At 46.1% G+C, this 16,835-nt stretch carries 12 protein-coding genes; 2 read left to right on the top strand and 10 right to left on the bottom strand.

All coding sequences use genetic code 11. The annotated features are described in order from the left end of the window. Nucleotides 1-74: 74 nt before the first annotated feature. Entirely contained in the window at nt 75-701 is a 627-nt protein-coding gene (locus tag ACTNBF_RS07920; RefSeq protein ID WP_427807915.1) for a thiamine phosphate synthase, read from the top strand. Here the strand turns inward: ACTNBF_RS07920 and ACTNBF_RS07915 are convergent. From ACTNBF_RS07915 to ACTNBF_RS07875, 9 genes are all read right to left on the bottom strand, one after another. Continuing rightward, a complete protein-coding gene (locus tag ACTNBF_RS07915) occupies nt 632-3,331 on the bottom strand; it encodes an AAA family ATPase (RefSeq protein WP_441089020.1) in 2,700 nt (899 codons plus the stop codon). The two genes, ACTNBF_RS07920 and ACTNBF_RS07915, sit on opposite strands and share 70 nt — an antisense overlap. Beyond that, nucleotides 3,328-4,455: an exonuclease SbcCD subunit D gene (locus ACTNBF_RS07910; RefSeq protein WP_427820157.1), complete on the bottom strand. Its 1,128-nt coding sequence runs from the start codon at nt 4,453-4,455 to the stop codon at nt 3,328-3,330. Before ACTNBF_RS07910 ends, ACTNBF_RS07915 begins: the two co-directional genes overlap by 4 nt. Before the next feature lie 67 nt (nt 4,456-4,522). Beyond that, a complete protein-coding gene (locus ACTNBF_RS07905; RefSeq protein WP_441089019.1) occupies nt 4,523-5,980 on the bottom strand; it encodes an SPFH domain-containing protein in 1,458 nt (485 codons plus the stop codon). A 42-nt stretch (nt 5,981-6,022) separates the two neighbouring features. Further along, on the bottom strand, nt 6,023-7,069 hold the full coding sequence (locus ACTNBF_RS07900) for a hypothetical protein (protein WP_427807923.1): 1,047 nt from the start codon (nt 7,067-7,069) through the stop codon (nt 6,023-6,025). Nucleotides 7,070-7,247: 178 nt separating this feature from the next. Further along, nucleotides 7,248-8,948 carry a Na/Pi cotransporter family protein gene (locus ACTNBF_RS07895; RefSeq protein WP_441089018.1) on the bottom strand — a complete coding sequence of 567 codons (1,701 nt, stop codon included), beginning with the start codon at nt 8,946-8,948 and terminating at the stop codon, nt 7,248-7,250. A gap of 917 nt (nt 8,949-9,865) precedes the next feature. After that, nucleotides 9,866-10,936, bottom strand: coding sequence for a 16S rRNA (cytosine(1402)-N(4))-methyltransferase RsmH (gene rsmH / locus ACTNBF_RS07890; protein ID WP_441089017.1), 1,071 nt, complete (start codon nt 10,934-10,936; stop codon nt 9,866-9,868). Nucleotides 10,937-11,041: 105 nt separating this feature from the next. Then, complete coding sequence (locus ACTNBF_RS07885; protein ID WP_441089016.1) at nt 11,042-13,885, bottom strand: NYN domain-containing protein; 2,844 nt, start codon at nt 13,883-13,885, stop codon at nt 11,042-11,044. Nucleotides 13,886-13,920: 35 nt separating this feature from the next. Next, nucleotides 13,921-14,418, bottom strand: coding sequence for an N-acetyltransferase family protein (locus tag ACTNBF_RS07880; RefSeq protein WP_427807931.1), 498 nt, complete (start codon nt 14,416-14,418; stop codon nt 13,921-13,923). Between the two features lie 38 nt (nt 14,419-14,456). Further along, nucleotides 14,457-14,750 carry a peptidylprolyl isomerase gene (locus tag ACTNBF_RS07875; protein ID WP_441084653.1) on the bottom strand — a complete coding sequence of 98 codons (294 nt, stop codon included), beginning with the start codon at nt 14,748-14,750 and terminating at the stop codon, nt 14,457-14,459. Between the two features lie 327 nt (nt 14,751-15,077). Between ACTNBF_RS07875 and ACTNBF_RS07870 the strand changes: the two genes are divergently transcribed. Further along, nucleotides 15,078-15,560, top strand: a complete 483-nt coding sequence (locus ACTNBF_RS07870; RefSeq protein WP_427820164.1) for a hypothetical protein — start codon at nt 15,078-15,080, stop codon at nt 15,558-15,560. 65 nt (nt 15,561-15,625) lie between these two features. On the opposite strand, the gene ACTNBF_RS07865 is transcribed toward ACTNBF_RS07870, so the two are convergent. Further along, nucleotides 15,626-16,828 (bottom strand): class I SAM-dependent rRNA methyltransferase, encoded by a 1,203-nt coding sequence (locus tag ACTNBF_RS07865; protein ID WP_427820165.1) that lies wholly within the window; start codon nt 16,826-16,828, stop codon nt 15,626-15,628. Nucleotides 16,829-16,835: the final 7 nt, after the last annotated feature.

Raw genomic sequence — 16,835 nt, 5'->3', positions numbered from 1 at the left:
GGTACGGCGTTTTGCAGGCGCAACACCGGCACCGCCATTTGCAGATTGCCGTACCAGGAAAGGATGATTGATATATGAATGATACGAATAACTATTGCGAACATAATCCATTTCAGAATGTGATCGCCGTTACCAACCGGCACTTAAGTAAACGGCCCTTTTTAGAGCAGGTCGAAAGAATCTGCAAATGCCACCCGGAAGCAATCCTGCTGCGCGAGAAAGATCTTTCGGCAGATGAATACAAAAAGCTTGCCGCACAGGTCCTGGAAATATGCAGGACTTACGATATTCCCTGCATTTTGCATACCTATGTCCAGGTTGCGAAAGAACTTGGAACGGGGAACATCCATCTGCCGCTTGAACGTTTTCGCAAATATGATGCCGAGATAAAAGAAGGGACTCTGCCGTATACATTCTACGAACCTTTCGTAAGTATTGGCACTTCTGTTCATTCGGTAGGTGAAGCCAAAATTGCGGAACGACTGGGCGCGTCTTATATCACCGCAGGTCATATCTATGCCACCGACTGCAAAAAGGATCTGCCGCCGAGAGGAACAGAGTTTCTTCGCAGTATCTGTCAGGCTGTGAATATTCCGGTCTACGCTATCGGAGGGATTAACCCGGGAACCGGTCAAATCGAAGAAGTGAAGGAGTGCGGGGCAATCGGAGGCTGTATTATGTCGGGGATGATGGAAATATAACTTCCATTCTTCCCTTTCAGGATTTCCAATTTTACAGGAATCACATCCTTCAGCATTTCTACATGGGATATGATTCCGACCAGGCCGTTGGCCTTTTGTATTCCCTGAAGGACTTCCAATGCATCGTAAACGGAATGTTGATCCAGTGTTCCGAAGCCTTCATCGACAAACATGGCGCCAAGGCGCATGCCGTTCCCCTGGGTCTGCACGATGGTCGAAAGGCCAATTGCAAGGCTGAGTGCAACCAGGAATTTCTCTCCTCCGGACAGGGTCGTCACGCTTCTTCTTTCTCCGCTTAATGCATCCAGTACTTCCAGTTCCAGACCGCCTTTATGGCTGGTTCCTGCGATTTCATTCGTCCGATAGAGGCGGTAGCGCCCGCCATGCACCTGTTTTAAGAGGCGATTGGCCTCTACGGTGACTGAGGAAAGCATCACGCCAAGCACATATCTTTGAAGGCTGATCCCGGATCTTCCTCTGAGTCGTCCTGCAAATTCCAGATTCGCATCGACACGGAGGCGTTCTTTTTCATATTTTGCTTTCCGTTTGGCAAGGGAGTCTTCTATTCGTTTTATGCGCTGAACCTCCTGCTGTGCCAGAATCAATTCTTTGGATCTGTTTTTCTGCTCAGTCTCAGCAATCTGCAGTTCGTATTCCATCTCTTTCAGCTTCGGCCGGATCTTTCCTTCCAGTTTTTCCTGTTGTTTTTGCTCTTCAGTTCTCACATTTTCCAAAGTAGTCCGATAGGAAATCAATGTCTCCCGGCAAGTGTTCTTTTCCTTTGTCTGCATCAGGCTGCGAATAAATTCTTCCTCATCTGCAAATCCATGCTCTGATAATGCCTGCTTCCATATCGTTTGCTGTTCTTCAAATCGCAGTTTTCCCTCTTTGGATGCTTCTTGCGCTTTCGCGAGCTGCACGTTCGCCGCAGTCACTTCTCCCTGAACTGCTGTCAGCAACTGCTGGATCTGTTTCTCTTCTTCCCGGAAAGAAAGAATCCATGTTTCTGATGTTTTACGCTCCTTCAAAAGCTGCATCGCATTTTCGATACCGCTAATTTTCTGCCCCAGAAGTTCTTCATAGGCAGTTTGAAGGGCAATCATATTCTGCTCAGCTTTTCCGGCCTCCTGCTGTAAATTCTGGTATACCGCTTCCGCGTTCCTGCGAAGTTCTGCATTCCTGCTGACTGCTTTGGTGCATGTGTTGAGCTTTTTATTCAGGGTATCCAATTCCTTTTCTGTCACCTTCTTCTGGCTCAGTCTCGCCGGCTTCGGATGTTCCCTGCTTCCGCACACCGGGCAGGGCTCTCCAGGTATCAGCTTCTCAGCCAGCGTACCACTGATTCCGTCCAGATACTGTTTCTGAGCAGCGGTATATGCATCCATACACTTTTGCTGACTTTCCATCGCTTCCATCCAAACAACATTGGCCTGTTCAAAAGACTGTTTCTTGTCCGCAAGCTTTTTCTTCAGCAGGTTCCATTCTTTTTCAGCGTTTTCTGCCACGCCTTTCTTCTGTTCCAAAGATTCATACAGACCCTCTGCACGCTCCAACAATGCAAGACGTTTGGTTTCCCGATCGTATGTCACCCGCATTTCTTCATGCTTATTCTGCTTGTTCTGTATTCCCTGCAGTCTGCATTCAGCCGCAATTTTTTCTTCTTCTGCGGACTTCTGGGCATTCTTTCGCCGGGCATATTCCTCTTTGGCTCTGACCGTCTCTGCATATAAAGGCTGGATCTGATCCGCTATATCCGATTTGGCAAGCCTTTGCGCGGTCGCTTCCATCTTTCCCGCTTTTGCTTTCAGCTGCTCCATTTTTATCTGCCATTTTTCCAGAACTTCAAATTCCGCATTCAGTAGTACTGCCTGCTCATAACGCCTTTTCTTTTCTGCCATTTCTTTTTCCACACGTTCGGCAAGACTTTGCAGACAGATCAGTTCCTGCTCTTTTTGGGCTGCCAGGATCTGCAGTTCTTCCACATTTTCACAGGAATAGTCTTTCAGGCGGCTTTGGATATCTGCTCTTTCCCGGATGAGCTTTTGGTCTTCTTCCGTAATTCTCCGATAAATCTCCTCCGCGATCTTTTGCCATTTGTCCGCCCCAAACAGACTGACGAGGATGCTTTCTTTTTCTGCCGAATCCGAAACCAGAAATCGCTCAAACTGTCCCTGCGGAAGGATCACGACCTGTCGGAACTGCTCATCGTTTAAGCCGATGATTTCTTCTGCCTTGGCGCTCACGTTCTGCTTTTTAGGATTTGCAAATATCGGAACATAATTTCCATCCTCCAGAACCATACAATTGTGATAATCCCTCAGATTCTTTCTCCCATAACGCAAAGAACGTGTGAATTTATATCTCTTTTGACCGGCATCAAATACAAATTCCACCATTGTCTCATCTTCTTTTTCCGCCAGTTTGCAGCGCATCACGCTCATATCCCCCCGCAGTCCGCCGCTGGATTTACCATAAAGTGCATAACAGATAGCGTCCAGAATCGTCGTTTTCCCGGCGCCCGTCTCACCGCAGATCAGAAAGAGCCCACTCTTTTCGAGTGCCTCAAAATCAATAAACTGTTCTTCCATATAAGGACCAAAACAGCGAAATCTAAGCGATACAGGTCTCATGATAATTCACCTTCTTTCTCACACCATTCCAGTACTTCCTTAAAAAGTGAAAGCTGTTCTTCATTTGGAAGGGCTCCGCCATTTTCCCCGCAAAATCTCATCATGATATCCACTTCGTCCAGCGACTGAAGTTCTCCTACCGTCAATGCCGTCTGACCGTCCCCTTCTTCCAATGCTTTCCCGTAAAGCTCCAATAAATAAGGAAACTTCTGCTGCAATGCGGACAACAGTTCCAGACCGGCATACCGGTCACTTACATAGAGCCTCAGATAATCCTCTGACAGATCTTCCCTTTCTATGATTTCTTCATAGGTCCCCCGCACAGTTTTACGGTCATGCAGCATCTGAATCGGTATGGTTCGAATCTCGGAAGATTCGGTATCGATGAGCACGACTCCTTTTTGCTGGCCCTCTTCATTTCCAAAGGAATACTTTACCGGGCTTCCCGAATAACAGATATGCTCGTCGATCATCTGCGGCTTGTGAATATGCCCGAGCGCAACATAATCGAAGCCTTCGAATACATCTTTGGAAACAGCCGATGCCTGTCCGACTCTCGCCGACCGGTCCGATTCGGAAAGCTCTGCACTTACGATCAGCGCATGTGCCACCACAATATTGAAACGGGACGGATCCATCTCTTCCCGGATATGGTCGCAGACGACTTTCATTGCTTTCTCCTGAGAAGTAATCTCTGTACTTTTTTCAGGGAACAAGGCGATGACCTCCTCGCGGTTAAAAAAGGGCAGCGGGTAAATCGCTGTATTCCCGGCAAGGATCGGTGTGATCTCTCGGGTCAGGCGGCCCGACACATAAAGTCCCGCTCCCTTAAGCAGCTCACTGCATGCTGCGAGCCGCTCTGCACCATCGTGATTTCCTGCGATCACGACCATCTTTTTCCCCATATCCGCACAGATTCTGGTTGTTGCCTCATTATAAACAGAGATTGCTTCCGCATTGGAAACACTGCTGTCATACACATCTCCCGCAAGCAGAAGGATATCTGCCTGTTCTTCTTCTATGATGCCATATAATTGTTCCAAGAAGAAACGCTGGTCACCTGCCAGCGTTCCGGTTCCGACCGACATTCCAAGATGCCAGTCCGAAGTATGCAATATTCTCATGAATTTTCAGCTCCTTATCTCAAATCCAGATATCCACTCTCAGGAAGATATACATCCAGAAAATTCTTTACTGGATATCCTCATCATTAAAAGGATCCCCGCATTCCGGACAGAAGCGTGGCGGATTTGCCGGGTCAGCCGGTTCCCATCCGCATTTATCGCAGCGGTAGAGCGGGATGCCTGCCGGTTTTTTCGCTCCGCATTCTGTACAGAATTTTCCTTTGTTCACCGTTCCACAAGAGCAGGTCCATCCGTCATCGGCCGGTTTTGGCGATCCACATTCCGGACAGAATTTGCCGTTTACTGTTGCGCCGCATTTACATTTCCATGATCCAACAGGCGCCGGTTCCGGCTTCTTTGTCCCGCATTCCGGGCAGAATTTACCTTTTACAACTGCGCCGCAGCTGCATTTCCACGTGTCGGTCGCAGCTGCCTGTTGCTGTGCTGCCTGCTGCTTTGCCGCTGCCTGACGGTTTGCCTCCTGCTGTGCCGCCTGCTGCTGAACTCCGGCATTGTAGAAATTCTGCGCGGCTTGGAATCCTCCTGTACCGCCGCCTGCATTCATTGCCATTCCCATACCGAAGAATCCGTTCATGGAGCCGTTCGGATTGGATGCGGCATTTTCCATTGTAGCTGCAGTTGCATCTGTCATGCGCCCTGCCATCATAAATGGATTGCTTCCCATAGAAGCGGCGTCTTCCATCTGATTGATCTTCTTCATATCCTCTTCCGTCAGCGTGATCGGATTGAGGGCAATTCGCTGGATCGTAATACCTCTGCGCTCTGACCATTCATTCCGCAACGTATTGTTCATCGCATCTTTCAGTTCATTTGCATGCGCAGGAATCTGAGCCGGACGAAGCTGCAGCTCAGAAAGTGCTGCAAAAGCAGGCTGCAGAGCATCGATAAACTCGGTCTTCAGCTGTCCTTCAATCTCATCTTTTGTAAATTCCTGTTCTACGTTTCCACAGACCTCTGAATAGAAGAGGATCGGGTTTGTAATCTTATAAGAATAAACACCGTTGCATCTGACCTGAACCGTTCTGCGGATACCGATTTCTTTATTTACCACGTCAAACATAAATGGATTCGGTGTTCCGAATTTGTTATCCATAATCTCTTTGGTGTTAAAGTAATATACTCGCTGATCCTTTCCGGCGTCCCCGCCATATGCAAAACGTTTTCCGATATTCAGGAATGCCTGCTTGATGCCGTCTCCCAGATCCCCCGTAAAAATACTTGGCTCTGACGAAGTATTATAAGTGTACTCTCCCGGTTCTGCGCAGAATTCTACGATTTTCCCCTGATCCACGATGATCATGCACTGCCCGTTCGCCACAGCGATTCCGGAACCATTGGTGATTACATTATCGTTCCCCCTTGTGTTGGATGAACGTCCGCTCGTTCTTTTCTTTCCTTTCACAACCAGAACATCATTGGCAAGTGCATCACAGTAGAAAAACTCCAGCCACTGATCTGCCAATGTCCCGCCGATTGCCCCCATTCCTGCTTTAATTAATCCCATAATTGAATTCTCCTTTCACTGCTTGTTAATTATCTTTATGTATTATCCTTTCGCAAGTTCCACTCCTGTAATCACCCACTTAAATGGGTTCTGCACTTCACTGACCGGTGAAATGTGGACGGCCGCATACTCCTCAATCTCTCCTTTGAACAACAATGTTACATCTACATTCCGGTCATCGGTCACTTCCATCGACCGAACGACTACTGTAGAGTCATCTACTGTAAAATTGGCTTTCACAATAACAGAATCTTCCGCACTTTCCGGCCAGATGATGCCATCGCTCTCCTTGATGTCAGGGTACACTCCCGTTTCCGGAAACATGGCCTCCGCATACTTGTTCAACGTTTCATAATCCAGATAAATATTGCCTTCCGCATCTGCATCTGCAGTCTGAAGCGTCACAATTGTAACCGCGTTCGCAATCGCAGTCCAGAACTGCTCAGGCTTATATGCGATATCTTCTTCGACTCTGATCGATAATCCGGCATATACGGCACAAAGTGATAGAATCGGATCCGTTATTTCCGGACAGGTCGCATGGGGTTCCTCTCCTGCAACCTCAAATACCTGCTTTCCATCTTTTCCGTCCTCCATCAGATACCACACTGCGGTTTTGTCTCCTTTAAATGCAGTGATACGATACAGCGGTATGCACTCCGCGAGATACCCGTCGAACTCATAGACCTTACCGGCTTTTGTCTCCACATTAAACATGCAATCCACCGGGCGGAAATATAAGGGGGCTTCCATCCACTCTCCCTGTTCCAGCGTCACATACACATCATCTACATCTGAGCAGAACCGAATCTTCTTGCCTTCCGTCTCTTCCGAAAAACCGGACAGCCACATCTGCGCGTTCCCCAATTCCTGATACTCTTCGGAATACAGATCCGTGTAAAATGTCAACCGGAAATCATCATTTTCCGTTTCGTCTGTGTTGTCCACGGAAACGGGCTTATTTTCGCCATCCGTTGCTGTCTCTAAATTTTCAGACCCCGTCTGTTCTTTTTCCGTTTCATTTTCCTTGCACCCTGCACAGCCGACAAGCAGTACCATAATCAAAATCCATGCCAGTATCCGTTTCATCGCATCACCTCCTGAGCATTTTCTATATTACTAATTTACCATGATTTGAGACAAAATAATATAGTGATAAACATTATTTTTCGTTAACTTCTGTAAAATTCATGCCATTAAAAAAGGTGCACAATCTGTATTTAATCAAATTGTGCACCTTGTCATATGATAAATTCTATTTTCCCGCTCAGCTCGCCTGCTCTTGCTGGACATTCATAAAATTACGCAGCTTTGTCTGACCGGTCACTGCATCTGCTATATTGACACAGCAATTTCCCATTCTGTCGATATCGTGCAGGATCTGTCCGAACGGTACCGTGAGATTTGCCACGCATTTTCCCTTCCCGACACGGTTCATATGCGCTTTTCTCATCTCAATATCCAGATCCATGACCTTTTCCTTCTTTTTCTGGATTTCTGCACTGCCATCCTCGTTTCCCGTCACCATCATCTCCAGCACATCGGCATACATGTCACCCATAAGGATCAGACTGCTTTCCAGATCTTTTAACGCTTCCTTTGAATACCGCTTTTTCTTACCAAGGCGTTCCGTCAGCGCTTCTGCTATATCTCCGCACAATGATCCGAGACGTTCCACATCACTCAAAACATACATCATTCCCGCCGTCTGGGATGTCTGTTCTTCCGTCATAACACCGGCCGCAAAAAGATCCGAGAGATAATCTGTGATATGCTTGCTCAATGTCTGAACATTTTCCACATTCTCAAGCACATGCTGAAGCAGATCTTTTTCTTCTTTTCTGACTGTCTTTGCAAGCTCCTCCAGTACACCGCCTGCAAGCTCGCTGCAGCGGATCACTTCTTTGGTCACCAGTTCCAGTGCCGCCGCAGGCTGTGCTGTCAGTTTTTCATCCAGGAAAAGCGGTTCGCCCGGCGCATGCACCATTTCCCTTCCATCCGGCACAAGTGTCATAACTATTTTCACCAGAATTCCGATAAGTGGAATCCAGATAAGCGTCATTACGATATTAAATATAGTGTGCGCATTCGCAATCTGCCTCGCGATCACTTCCACTTCCGGTCCTTTCGGTGAGATCCACTGGACGAACTGCGCATATGGTTTCACAAACCAGATGAATAAACATGCTCCGGACACGTTGAATACACAATGTGCCACTGCGGTTCTCCTGGCATCCTTCGGCTGCCCTACACTTGCCAGAATTGCCGTAATCGTCGTTCCGATATTATCTCCAAGAAGAATCGGGATCGCGCCCGCAAGTCCGAGAATACTCGTCACGCCATCCGGCCCCGCCTGCGATGCAAAATTCTGCAATACCGCAATGGTTGCACTGCTGCTCTGCACAACCAGCGTCATCAAAGTACCTACCAGAACTCCCAGAACCGGAATGTCCGCCACCTTCCCGATCAGATCCGTAAACACCGGGCTGGACGCCAGAGGTTTCATAACATCCCCCATCGTCTCAATTCCAAGGAACAAAAGTCCAAAAGCAAATACCGTCTGTCCGATGTTCTTCACCTTTTCATTTTTCGCAAGAAATGACGCAATGAAGCCTCCAAAAATAAACACATATATGTAGTCACTGATCTTAAATGCTATAATCTGTGCGGTCATCGTTGTACCGATATTTGCACCCAAAATAATCGAAATCGCCTGAGGCAGGTTCATCAAACCGGCACTGACAAATCCAATCGTCATGACCGTCGTCGCACTGCTGCTCTGCAGCACCGCCGTCGTCAGCGCTCCTGCAAGCACGCCCATGACAGGATTGCGCGTCAGAAGGGCAAGAATGCTCTTCATCCTCTCCCCTGCCGCTTTCTGCAGACATTCACTCATCAGATTCATACCATAAATAAAAATGGCAAGTCCTCCCAGTAAACCAAATACAATTCTTGTTGAATCGCTCATAGTGTTCTCCTTATTCACATTCTCATATTGATCCTATTATCTTCTTTACTATAATTTGAGAATGTAAAATACATATCGGAGAAATGTTAAATCTGTGTAAAATGAAGACTGATATGCATGATTTGTAGGTGGGAAACTTTTGCTGACTTATTGCCCATTCATCCCTTGCGCCTTGTGGATTGATATGATATATTATAAGCACAAAGAGAACAACCGCCCACAAGGGGATTGACCTCATTGTTGTAATTCAGTATAGAATCACCACCCTTTTTGTTCAAAGTTCTGGGGTGGTTTTTCTATGCCTTAATTCATTATCTGATAAACGTAAATACGAGTGTCAGTAACGCCAGAATGAACATGCCAAAAGTCATCAAATCCTTGAAATCAAAAGGTTTCTTGTCCACCAGCACCACCCCCATTCTATGTAGAATAGAGGTCAGCCACCCTATAACACGGTTGTTCATGATAGAAGTTTATCATATTTTAGTCTGTTTTTCATTGAACTTGTAATTTAATCTGCTTCTACATTGCTTTCCACATTCTGATGTATTGCTCCAGTAAATTCATCCCTTGCGTTTTGTAGTTTGATATGATATATTATAAACACAAGGAGAACAACCGCCCACAAGGGGTTGACCTCGACATATGGTTAAAGAATCACCACTCCATCTCTCGTCAAAGTTCTGGGGTGGTTTTTCTATGCTTTAAAACATTATCTGATAAACGTAAATACGAATGTCAGTAATGCCAGAATGAACATGCCAAAAGCCATCAAATCCTTGAAATCAAAAGGTTTCTTGTCCACCAGCACCACCCCCATTCTATGTAGAATAGAGGTCAGCCACCCTATAACACGGTTGTTCCTGATAGAAGTTTATCATATTTTAGTCTGTTTTTCATTGAACTTGTAATTTAATCTACTCTCGTATTGCCCACCTCATCTTCGTGGACTTCGCACGTCCATTTCTTGCGCACTCTTCTGCGGACGGGCGGATCACTTCTTCGGAGATCTCACTGTAAAGTCCCTCTTTCTTGAATTGTTTAAATGACTTCTTCACCAGCCGATCTTCTCCGGAATGGAAGGTCAGTATTGCCACACGTCCGTTTGGTGCCAGCACTTCCGGCAGTTTTTCCAGAAATGTGTACAGTACTTCATATTCACTGTTCACATCGATTCTAAGCGCCTGGAACGTTCGCTGGCAGGATTTCTTCAATGCCTCTTTCCGCTCTGCTTCCGGAAGAAACCGGAGTGCCTGTTCAATCGCTTCTTTCAGCTGTGTGGTCGTTTCAATTTTTTTACCTCTTTTTTGCAGATTCACGACTGTTTTCGCGATTTCTTCTGCGTAAGGCTCGTCTGCATTTTCAATCAACATGCCCTGAAGTTCCTCCTGCGAGATTCCCACAAGACGCCGAGCGGCGCTAATTCCTTTTTGAGGGTTCATTCTGAGATCCAGAGGGCCTTCTACTTTATAGGAAAACCCTCGATCCGGATTGTCGATCTGCATGGACGAAACGCCAAGATCGGCAAGAATAAAATCAAATTTCTTTCCTGTTTCTTTTGATACCTGATCAATATCTGCAAAATTCTGCAGCCGCACGGTCAAAATCTCTTCTCCAAATCCCTGTTTTTCCAGACGTTCTTTCGTTTTTGTCGATTCAATTGGATCCACATCCAATGCGTAAATATGTCCTTCACCTTTCAGGCACTCCAACATCACTTTTGTGTGACCGCCATATCCAAGAGTCGCATCCAGTCCGGTCTGTCCCGGTTGAATCTGAAGGAAATCCAATATTTCTTTTACGCAAATTGAAATATGCATTCCCGCCGGGGTACTTCCTTTGCTGATGACCTTCTGAATGGTATCAGCGTATTTCTCCGGCTGGTGCTCTTTGTATTTTTCTTTATACGTTTTCGGATGCGTCCCCGAATACCGTACACGACGTTTATGCTGTTGTTCTTGATTGGCCTGTTTCTCCTGATTTTCCATCTGCGCCTCCTATACGTTTTCCACAAATCGCATTTCACTACTTTCTATGTTTTTTCGCGAATCACCATTTTTACCTTTTCCGTAAATCGTCATTTCATCGTCTCGTTACGATTCAAACGGTGATTTCTTCTTCCCCAGGCGAACTGCCTCCATCGTTTTTGCCATTTCCTCATCCATATGGTCAAAGAGATAGTTCTTTCCGCTTTCTCTGCGGCTTTGTGCTTCTTCCCGGATCTGACGACTCACAATCTCTACTTCTTCTTTGAATTCTCTGGAGGAAATCAGGGTCCCTCCCTGTCCAAGTGTTACCACCTGCTCTACACCGTCCGACGTCACGACTGTTACGTGATATTTATGACCGATTTCATGCACGACCTTTTCGATATACTGGTCAGCGGTCTCGGCCTCTTTGGTATAAACTACATGAATATTATGGTATTTCTGGATCTCCAGATTGTAGCCTTCTACTTTGTATGCGTCAAATACAAGGATCACGATGCATTTCTTAAATCCCTGATAATTACAGAGAATATCCATAAGTTTTCCTCTTGCCGCTTCAATATTCGTCTTTGCCAGATCTTTCAGATCATCCCACGCAAAAATGACATTGTATCCGTCCACAAGCAGATATTCCTGTACAAATTCTTCCTTTTTTGCTCTATGGTTCTTTTTTACCGGTGCCGTAACCGTTTTCTGGCTGCTTACCTGTTTTCTCTCAATTTTTCCGTAAGTACGGATAAATATTTCTTCCAGTTCTTTCGATTCACGGGCATGGCGTTCATAGCGCTCTGCTCCGGCTTTGGAAGCGGATCGCCCGGTATTCTGTGGATTTCCGGTTCTCTGGGCGCTTTGTCCCGTTCTTTCCCCTGTTCCGTCCTTTGCCGGAATCTCTCCGGGCATCCGGCTTTCTTCTCTCTCTTTTAGTATCCGCTCAAGCTGCGGCTCAAGATGCATATATTCCGGAACTTGTTCCCAGGATACGTTAAATCCTGCCCCATGCGCACAAAATACAGACCCGGGGGGATTTTCAAGATCCCGTTCCGGATCATAGCCGGATGCTTCTATGATTTCTTCCGAATTATGGCACGGCTCATAACCTTTGAATGTACAGAAGATTTTCCCCCTGCCTTTCGTATAGCCGGTGACTTCCATCTGATAATCGCGCATGGTCGCCACCGGAGCATAGCCTGTTATAACCGTCAAATCTCCGTCTGCCTGCGGGGGCTGGAATTCGCCTGCCATTTTCTGAATATCCGTAAGGGCCCGTCCGACACATTCCGATGGGATTTCAAGGCGGAAATCATAATAAGGCTCAAGCAATACATTTTCTGCCTGCATCAGTCCCTGACGCACAGCCCGGTATGTAGACTGCCGGAAATCCCCGCCTTCTGTGTGTTTCAGATGTGCTCTCCCTGCAATCAAGGTAATCTTTACATCCGTTAGCGCCGCGCCTGTCAGTACACCTCTGTGCACTTTCTCAGCAAGATGCGTAAGTATCAGCCGCTGCCAGTTCAGATCCAGCACATCCGTACTGCACATGGTGTCCAGAGTAAGACCGCTTCCCGGCTCTCCCGGTTCCATCAGCAAATGTACCTCCGCGTAATGGCGGAGCGGTTCAAAATGTCCGACTCCTTCTACTACATTTCGTATCGTTTCTTTATAAACAATATTTCCGGTTCCAAATGTCACTTCCACGCCAAATCTGTCTTTAATCAGGCTTTGAAGTATTTCCGTCTGCACAGCCCCCATCAGCTGCACATGTATCTCGCCAAGCTCTTCATTCCACACGATCCGCAGCATCGGATCTTCTTCTTCTAAAAGTCTTAAGTTCCGAAGCATCGTATGGACATCGCACCCTTCCGGCAGGATCACACGGTAATTCAACACCGGTTCCAGGACCGGGCCTTTTGCCTCCTGCCCGATGCCAAGTCCTTCACCGGGCCTGGTATAGCCAAGTCCGGTTACGGCACAGATCATTCCGGCCCCCGCTTCCTGTACCATCTCGTATTTCTCACCGGAATAAATCCGAATCTGGTTCACCTTCTCCTCCCAGTGTTCCGACGACTCCGGCGCATTTTCCAGCGTATCTTTCACCTTCAAGATCCCGGAAGTGATCCGCAAATGGGTCAGTCGGTTGCCCTGATTGTCTCTGGATATTTTGTAAACCCTTGCCCCAAATAATTCATTTGACAGATCATCGATCTTCTTCCCGGGCGCGAGTAAAGCACGGGCAGGGCGTGTATATTCTTCCAGTCCCTCCAATAAGTCCTGCACTCCCTCTACTTTCAGTGCCGATCCGAAATAACATGGAAACACTTTACGTTCTGCGATCAGGCGGATCAGCATTTCTTTTGAGATTTCTCCATGTTCCAGATATTCTCCAAGCGCATCTTCATCACACATGGCGATATTTTCCCAGAATGTGTCCTTCTCTTCCGCCCCGTCAAATGCAATGCATCCGTCATCCAATTTCTGTTTCAATTCTTCCAGACGGGCTGCTCTGTCTGTCCCGTTCTGATCCATTTTATTGATAAATAGAAAAACTGGAATCCGGTAGCGTTTCAGCAGATTCCATAACGTGCGGGTGTGCCCCTGCACGCCGTCCGCCCCGCTGATGACAAGGATGGCGTAATCCAGCACCTGCAGCGTCCGTTCCATTTCCGCGGAAAAATCCACATGCCCCGGTGTATCCAGAATCGTCATTTTCATCTGCTTCTTCGGCAGCTCCACCACTGCCTGCTTTGAGAAAATCGTGATACCGCGGCTACGTTCCAGAGAATTCGTGTCCAAGAATGCGTTCCCGTGATCCACTCGTCCCAGTTTTCTGATATTTCCGCACAAATACAGGATACTCTCGGAAAGCGTTGTTTTCCCGGCATCTACATGGGCGAGCAGCGCTGTGCATATATGTTGTTTTGTTACTGTTGTGTTTTCTGAAGTATCAGCCATCCAAATGTCCCCTTCTATTGCTATGAATCTATTCTTTATTCACCGATCAGCACTTTTTCAAACGCAATTCTTTCGGTTCCGTCCTCCACGACAACCGTTCCTCTTCTGGAAAATCCAAGCTTTTCCAGAAGCTTTCTCATCGGGCGGTTATCTTCGTGCGTATCGATCCGAAGATGACCGCCCGCCTGCCGTACCGCCCAGTTCAGGCAAAACGTCGCCGTCCCCCGTGCTTTCCGGTCCGTGGTAATCCGATGCACAACACCATAAGGCGAATCATCCATCCACGATCCATCATAGATTTGTCTGTATGTCGGATCCTCTCCGATTCTAAAATAAAACGTGCCGACAATCTCTCCGTCTTTTGTACAGACATAGCTGTCTCCGTCTTCTATATCAAGAACGATCCATTCCTCTTTTGGATTTGAAGTCCCCCATTGATCCGGATTCCCGTTATCCCTCATGAACTGTCGGGCCTCTTCATACATCTCCATGATCTTCGGGAGATCCTCCATTGTTGATTTTCTTATTATCATTCACTCATTCTCCTGAAATTAAAAAAGCTCCAATAAAATCACATATATTTCGCTTTCAGCGCTTCCACCTTTGCCGTATAAGCCACATTCTGCTTCTGCTGCATAAGGTTCTGTCTGATTCCCGGTTCCGCCTCCGCAAATGGAACCTTGGACGCCTCATTTTTCTTCTCCACCTTAATCAAATGATAGCCGAACTGTGTCTTCACCGGTCCCACAATAATTGTGATCGCAGGGACGGTTCTTTTGCCAAAGACTGTATAACACAATCCTACGAGAGTGACAATGAATATACCTATCTGGATCAGATCCGAATATGTAACAAACAATGGCATCACCCTCCTTTCTTTCGTCTGGACGGTGATGCCCCTTCTAAGTATGGAGGGGTAGGCCGCCTTTTATGTGTTCCCGACTTTCCGTGAAGTCAGTATAGCACACCTTCATCGCGGCTGGCAAGCCAATGGGCGATGGTCGTGGCAAGATGCTGGGGTCAAAAGGAACGTCCCTATTTCCCATTAAATGTCAGAATATATATAATTCAAAATTATAATAATTAGTATTTTAAGATATCATTGACAAGTAATCAGATATATGTTAATTTGAATCCAGAATTTATGTGCATTTTTGTTTGAAGTAAATTTATAAAAGAAAGGAGTATTGTTATGAGAAGGATTCATCGAAGTATCGGATTTCTAATTATTTTAATATTACTTTTCATAGTATGTTCAACTTCCATATTTTACAATTTTTTTTATGAAGAATATAATATCAAAAAATTTGTTACGGAATGGTTTACTGATGATAAAAAAATTCAAACGAGTTATCAAAATGCCATTTTAACAGGAACATATGATTCTATTCTGGAAGATCGATTGGAAAATTATTTCACTAATTTTAAAATTTATAAATCATTCAGAAATGCTTTTGAATATATCCCTATTCGCATATTACAAAAATATGATTCTTATTATATTACAAAGGTAATTGTTACTAAAGAAAAAAATGGATATTTAGCAACCGCATTTCTCAAACTAAAAAATGGGGATATAACCGTTACTCATAAAATTGAAATGAAATTCCAAACAGATATAAATTCAAAAAAAATAAATTACTTTACTGTAATTGATGGTCAAAATATTGAATAAAAAATAAAAGGGGTTGCTATTTACAGCAGCCCCTAACTAATTCAGCATTTTTAATACTCTCAAAATCACTTCTCATCTACTACCTGGAAAATATAAAATTTCAGATAATAAGATTCATCTGCCGCCCACAGGATCGGGTGATCCGGTGCCTGTGTCCGGTATTCGATCTGGCGCAGTCTCTTATGTACATTTTTTGCCGCCTGCGCGATCGTTTGCGTAAATAATTCCGGTGTCATGAAGTGGGAGCAGGAACAGGTGGCGAGATAGCCGCCGTCCTTCACCATCTTCATTGCGCGGAGATTGATCTCGCGGTATCCTTTTACTGCATTTTTCACCGAATTTCTGGATTTGGTGAATGCCGGCGGATCCAGGATGATTACATCGAATTTTTCGCCTTTTTCTTCGAGTTCCGGGAGCAGTTCGAATACATCGGCGCATTTGAATTTGACGCGGTCTTCGAGATGGTTCAGCTGTGCATTCAGGCGTGCCTGTTCTACTCCAAGTTCGGATGCATCCACACCGAGTACGCTGTCTGCCCCTGCAATTCCTGCATTCAGTGCAAAAGAACCTGTATGGGTGAAGCAGTCCAGAACCTTCGCGCCTTTGCACAACCGTTGAATCGCTTTCCGGTTATATTTCTGGTCCAGAAAGAATCCGGTTTTCTGCCCTTCTTTGACATCGACCAGGTATTTGACACCGTTTTCTGTGATTTCCACATTGGTATCGAATTCCGGGCCGATGAAGCCTTTTGCCAGTTCCATTCCTTCCTGCTTTCTTACCTTGGCGTCACTTCTCTCGTAGACGCCGCGGATCTCGATTCCATCCTCCTTCAGAACCGTTTTCAGAATATCGATGATCTCTTCTTTCATTTTGTCGATTCCAAGGGCCAGGGACTGCACGACCAGCACGTCTTCGAATTTGTCGATTACCAGTCCCGGAAGGAAATCCGCTTCACCGAAGATCACGCGGCAGCTGCCTGTATCCACCGTTTTCTTTCGGTATTCCCACGCATCGCGCACACGCATTTCCAGAAACTCATAATTGATCTCCTGTTCTTGTTTTCTTGTCATCATACGGATACGGATTTTGGAATTCATATTGATAAATCCGCGTCCCATTCCATAGCCGTCATAATCATGAACGATCACAATGTCCCCGTTTTCAAATTCTCCGACGATAGAAGCGATCTCATTATCGAAGACCCATGCGCCTCCGGATTTCAGTAATCGTCCTTCCCCTTTTTTCAATGTCACTATTGCCTGACTCATCTTGTTC

The sequence above is a fragment of the Bariatricus sp. HCP28S3_A4 genome (assembly GCF_052066395.1).
Classification (GTDB): Bacteria; Bacillota; Clostridia; order Lachnospirales; family Lachnospiraceae; genus Allocoprococcus.
This window is presented reverse-complemented; position numbering and strand designations above follow the sequence as displayed.

Excerpts from the sequence above, each read along its gene's own strand:
- ACTNBF_RS07920 (WP_427807915.1), top strand. The coding sequence starts at position 75 with ATGAATGATACGAATAACTATTGCGAACATAATCCATTTCAGAATGTG.
- ACTNBF_RS07915 (WP_441089020.1), bottom strand. The coding sequence starts at position 3,331 with ATGAGACCTGTATCGCTTAGATTTCGCTGTTTTGGTCCTTATATGGAA.
- ACTNBF_RS07910 (WP_427820157.1), bottom strand. The coding sequence starts at position 4,455 with ATGAGAATATTGCATACTTCGGACTGGCATCTTGGAATGTCGGTCGGA.
- ACTNBF_RS07905 (WP_441089019.1), bottom strand. The coding sequence starts at position 5,980 with ATGGGATTAATTAAAGCAGGAATGGGGGCAATCGGCGGGACATTGGCA.
- ACTNBF_RS07900 (WP_427807923.1), bottom strand. The coding sequence starts at position 7,069 with ATGAAACGGATACTGGCATGGATTTTGATTATGGTACTGCTTGTCGGC.
- ACTNBF_RS07895 (WP_441089018.1), bottom strand. The coding sequence starts at position 8,948 with ATGAGCGATTCAACAAGAATTGTATTTGGTTTACTGGGAGGACTTGCC.
- rsmH (WP_441089017.1), bottom strand. The coding sequence starts at position 10,936 with ATGGAAAATCAGGAGAAACAGGCCAATCAAGAACAACAGCATAAACGT.
- ACTNBF_RS07885 (WP_441089016.1), bottom strand. The coding sequence starts at position 13,885 with ATGGCTGATACTTCAGAAAACACAACAGTAACAAAACAACATATATGC.
- ACTNBF_RS07880 (WP_427807931.1), bottom strand. The coding sequence starts at position 14,418 with ATGATAATAAGAAAATCAACAATGGAGGATCTCCCGAAGATCATGGAG.
- ACTNBF_RS07875 (WP_441084653.1), bottom strand. The coding sequence starts at position 14,750 with ATGCCATTGTTTGTTACATATTCGGATCTGATCCAGATAGGTATATTC.
- ACTNBF_RS07870 (WP_427820164.1), top strand. The coding sequence starts at position 15,078 with ATGAGAAGGATTCATCGAAGTATCGGATTTCTAATTATTTTAATATTA.
- ACTNBF_RS07865 (WP_427820165.1), bottom strand. The coding sequence starts at position 16,828 with ATGAGTCAGGCAATAGTGACATTGAAAAAAGGGGAAGGACGATTACTG.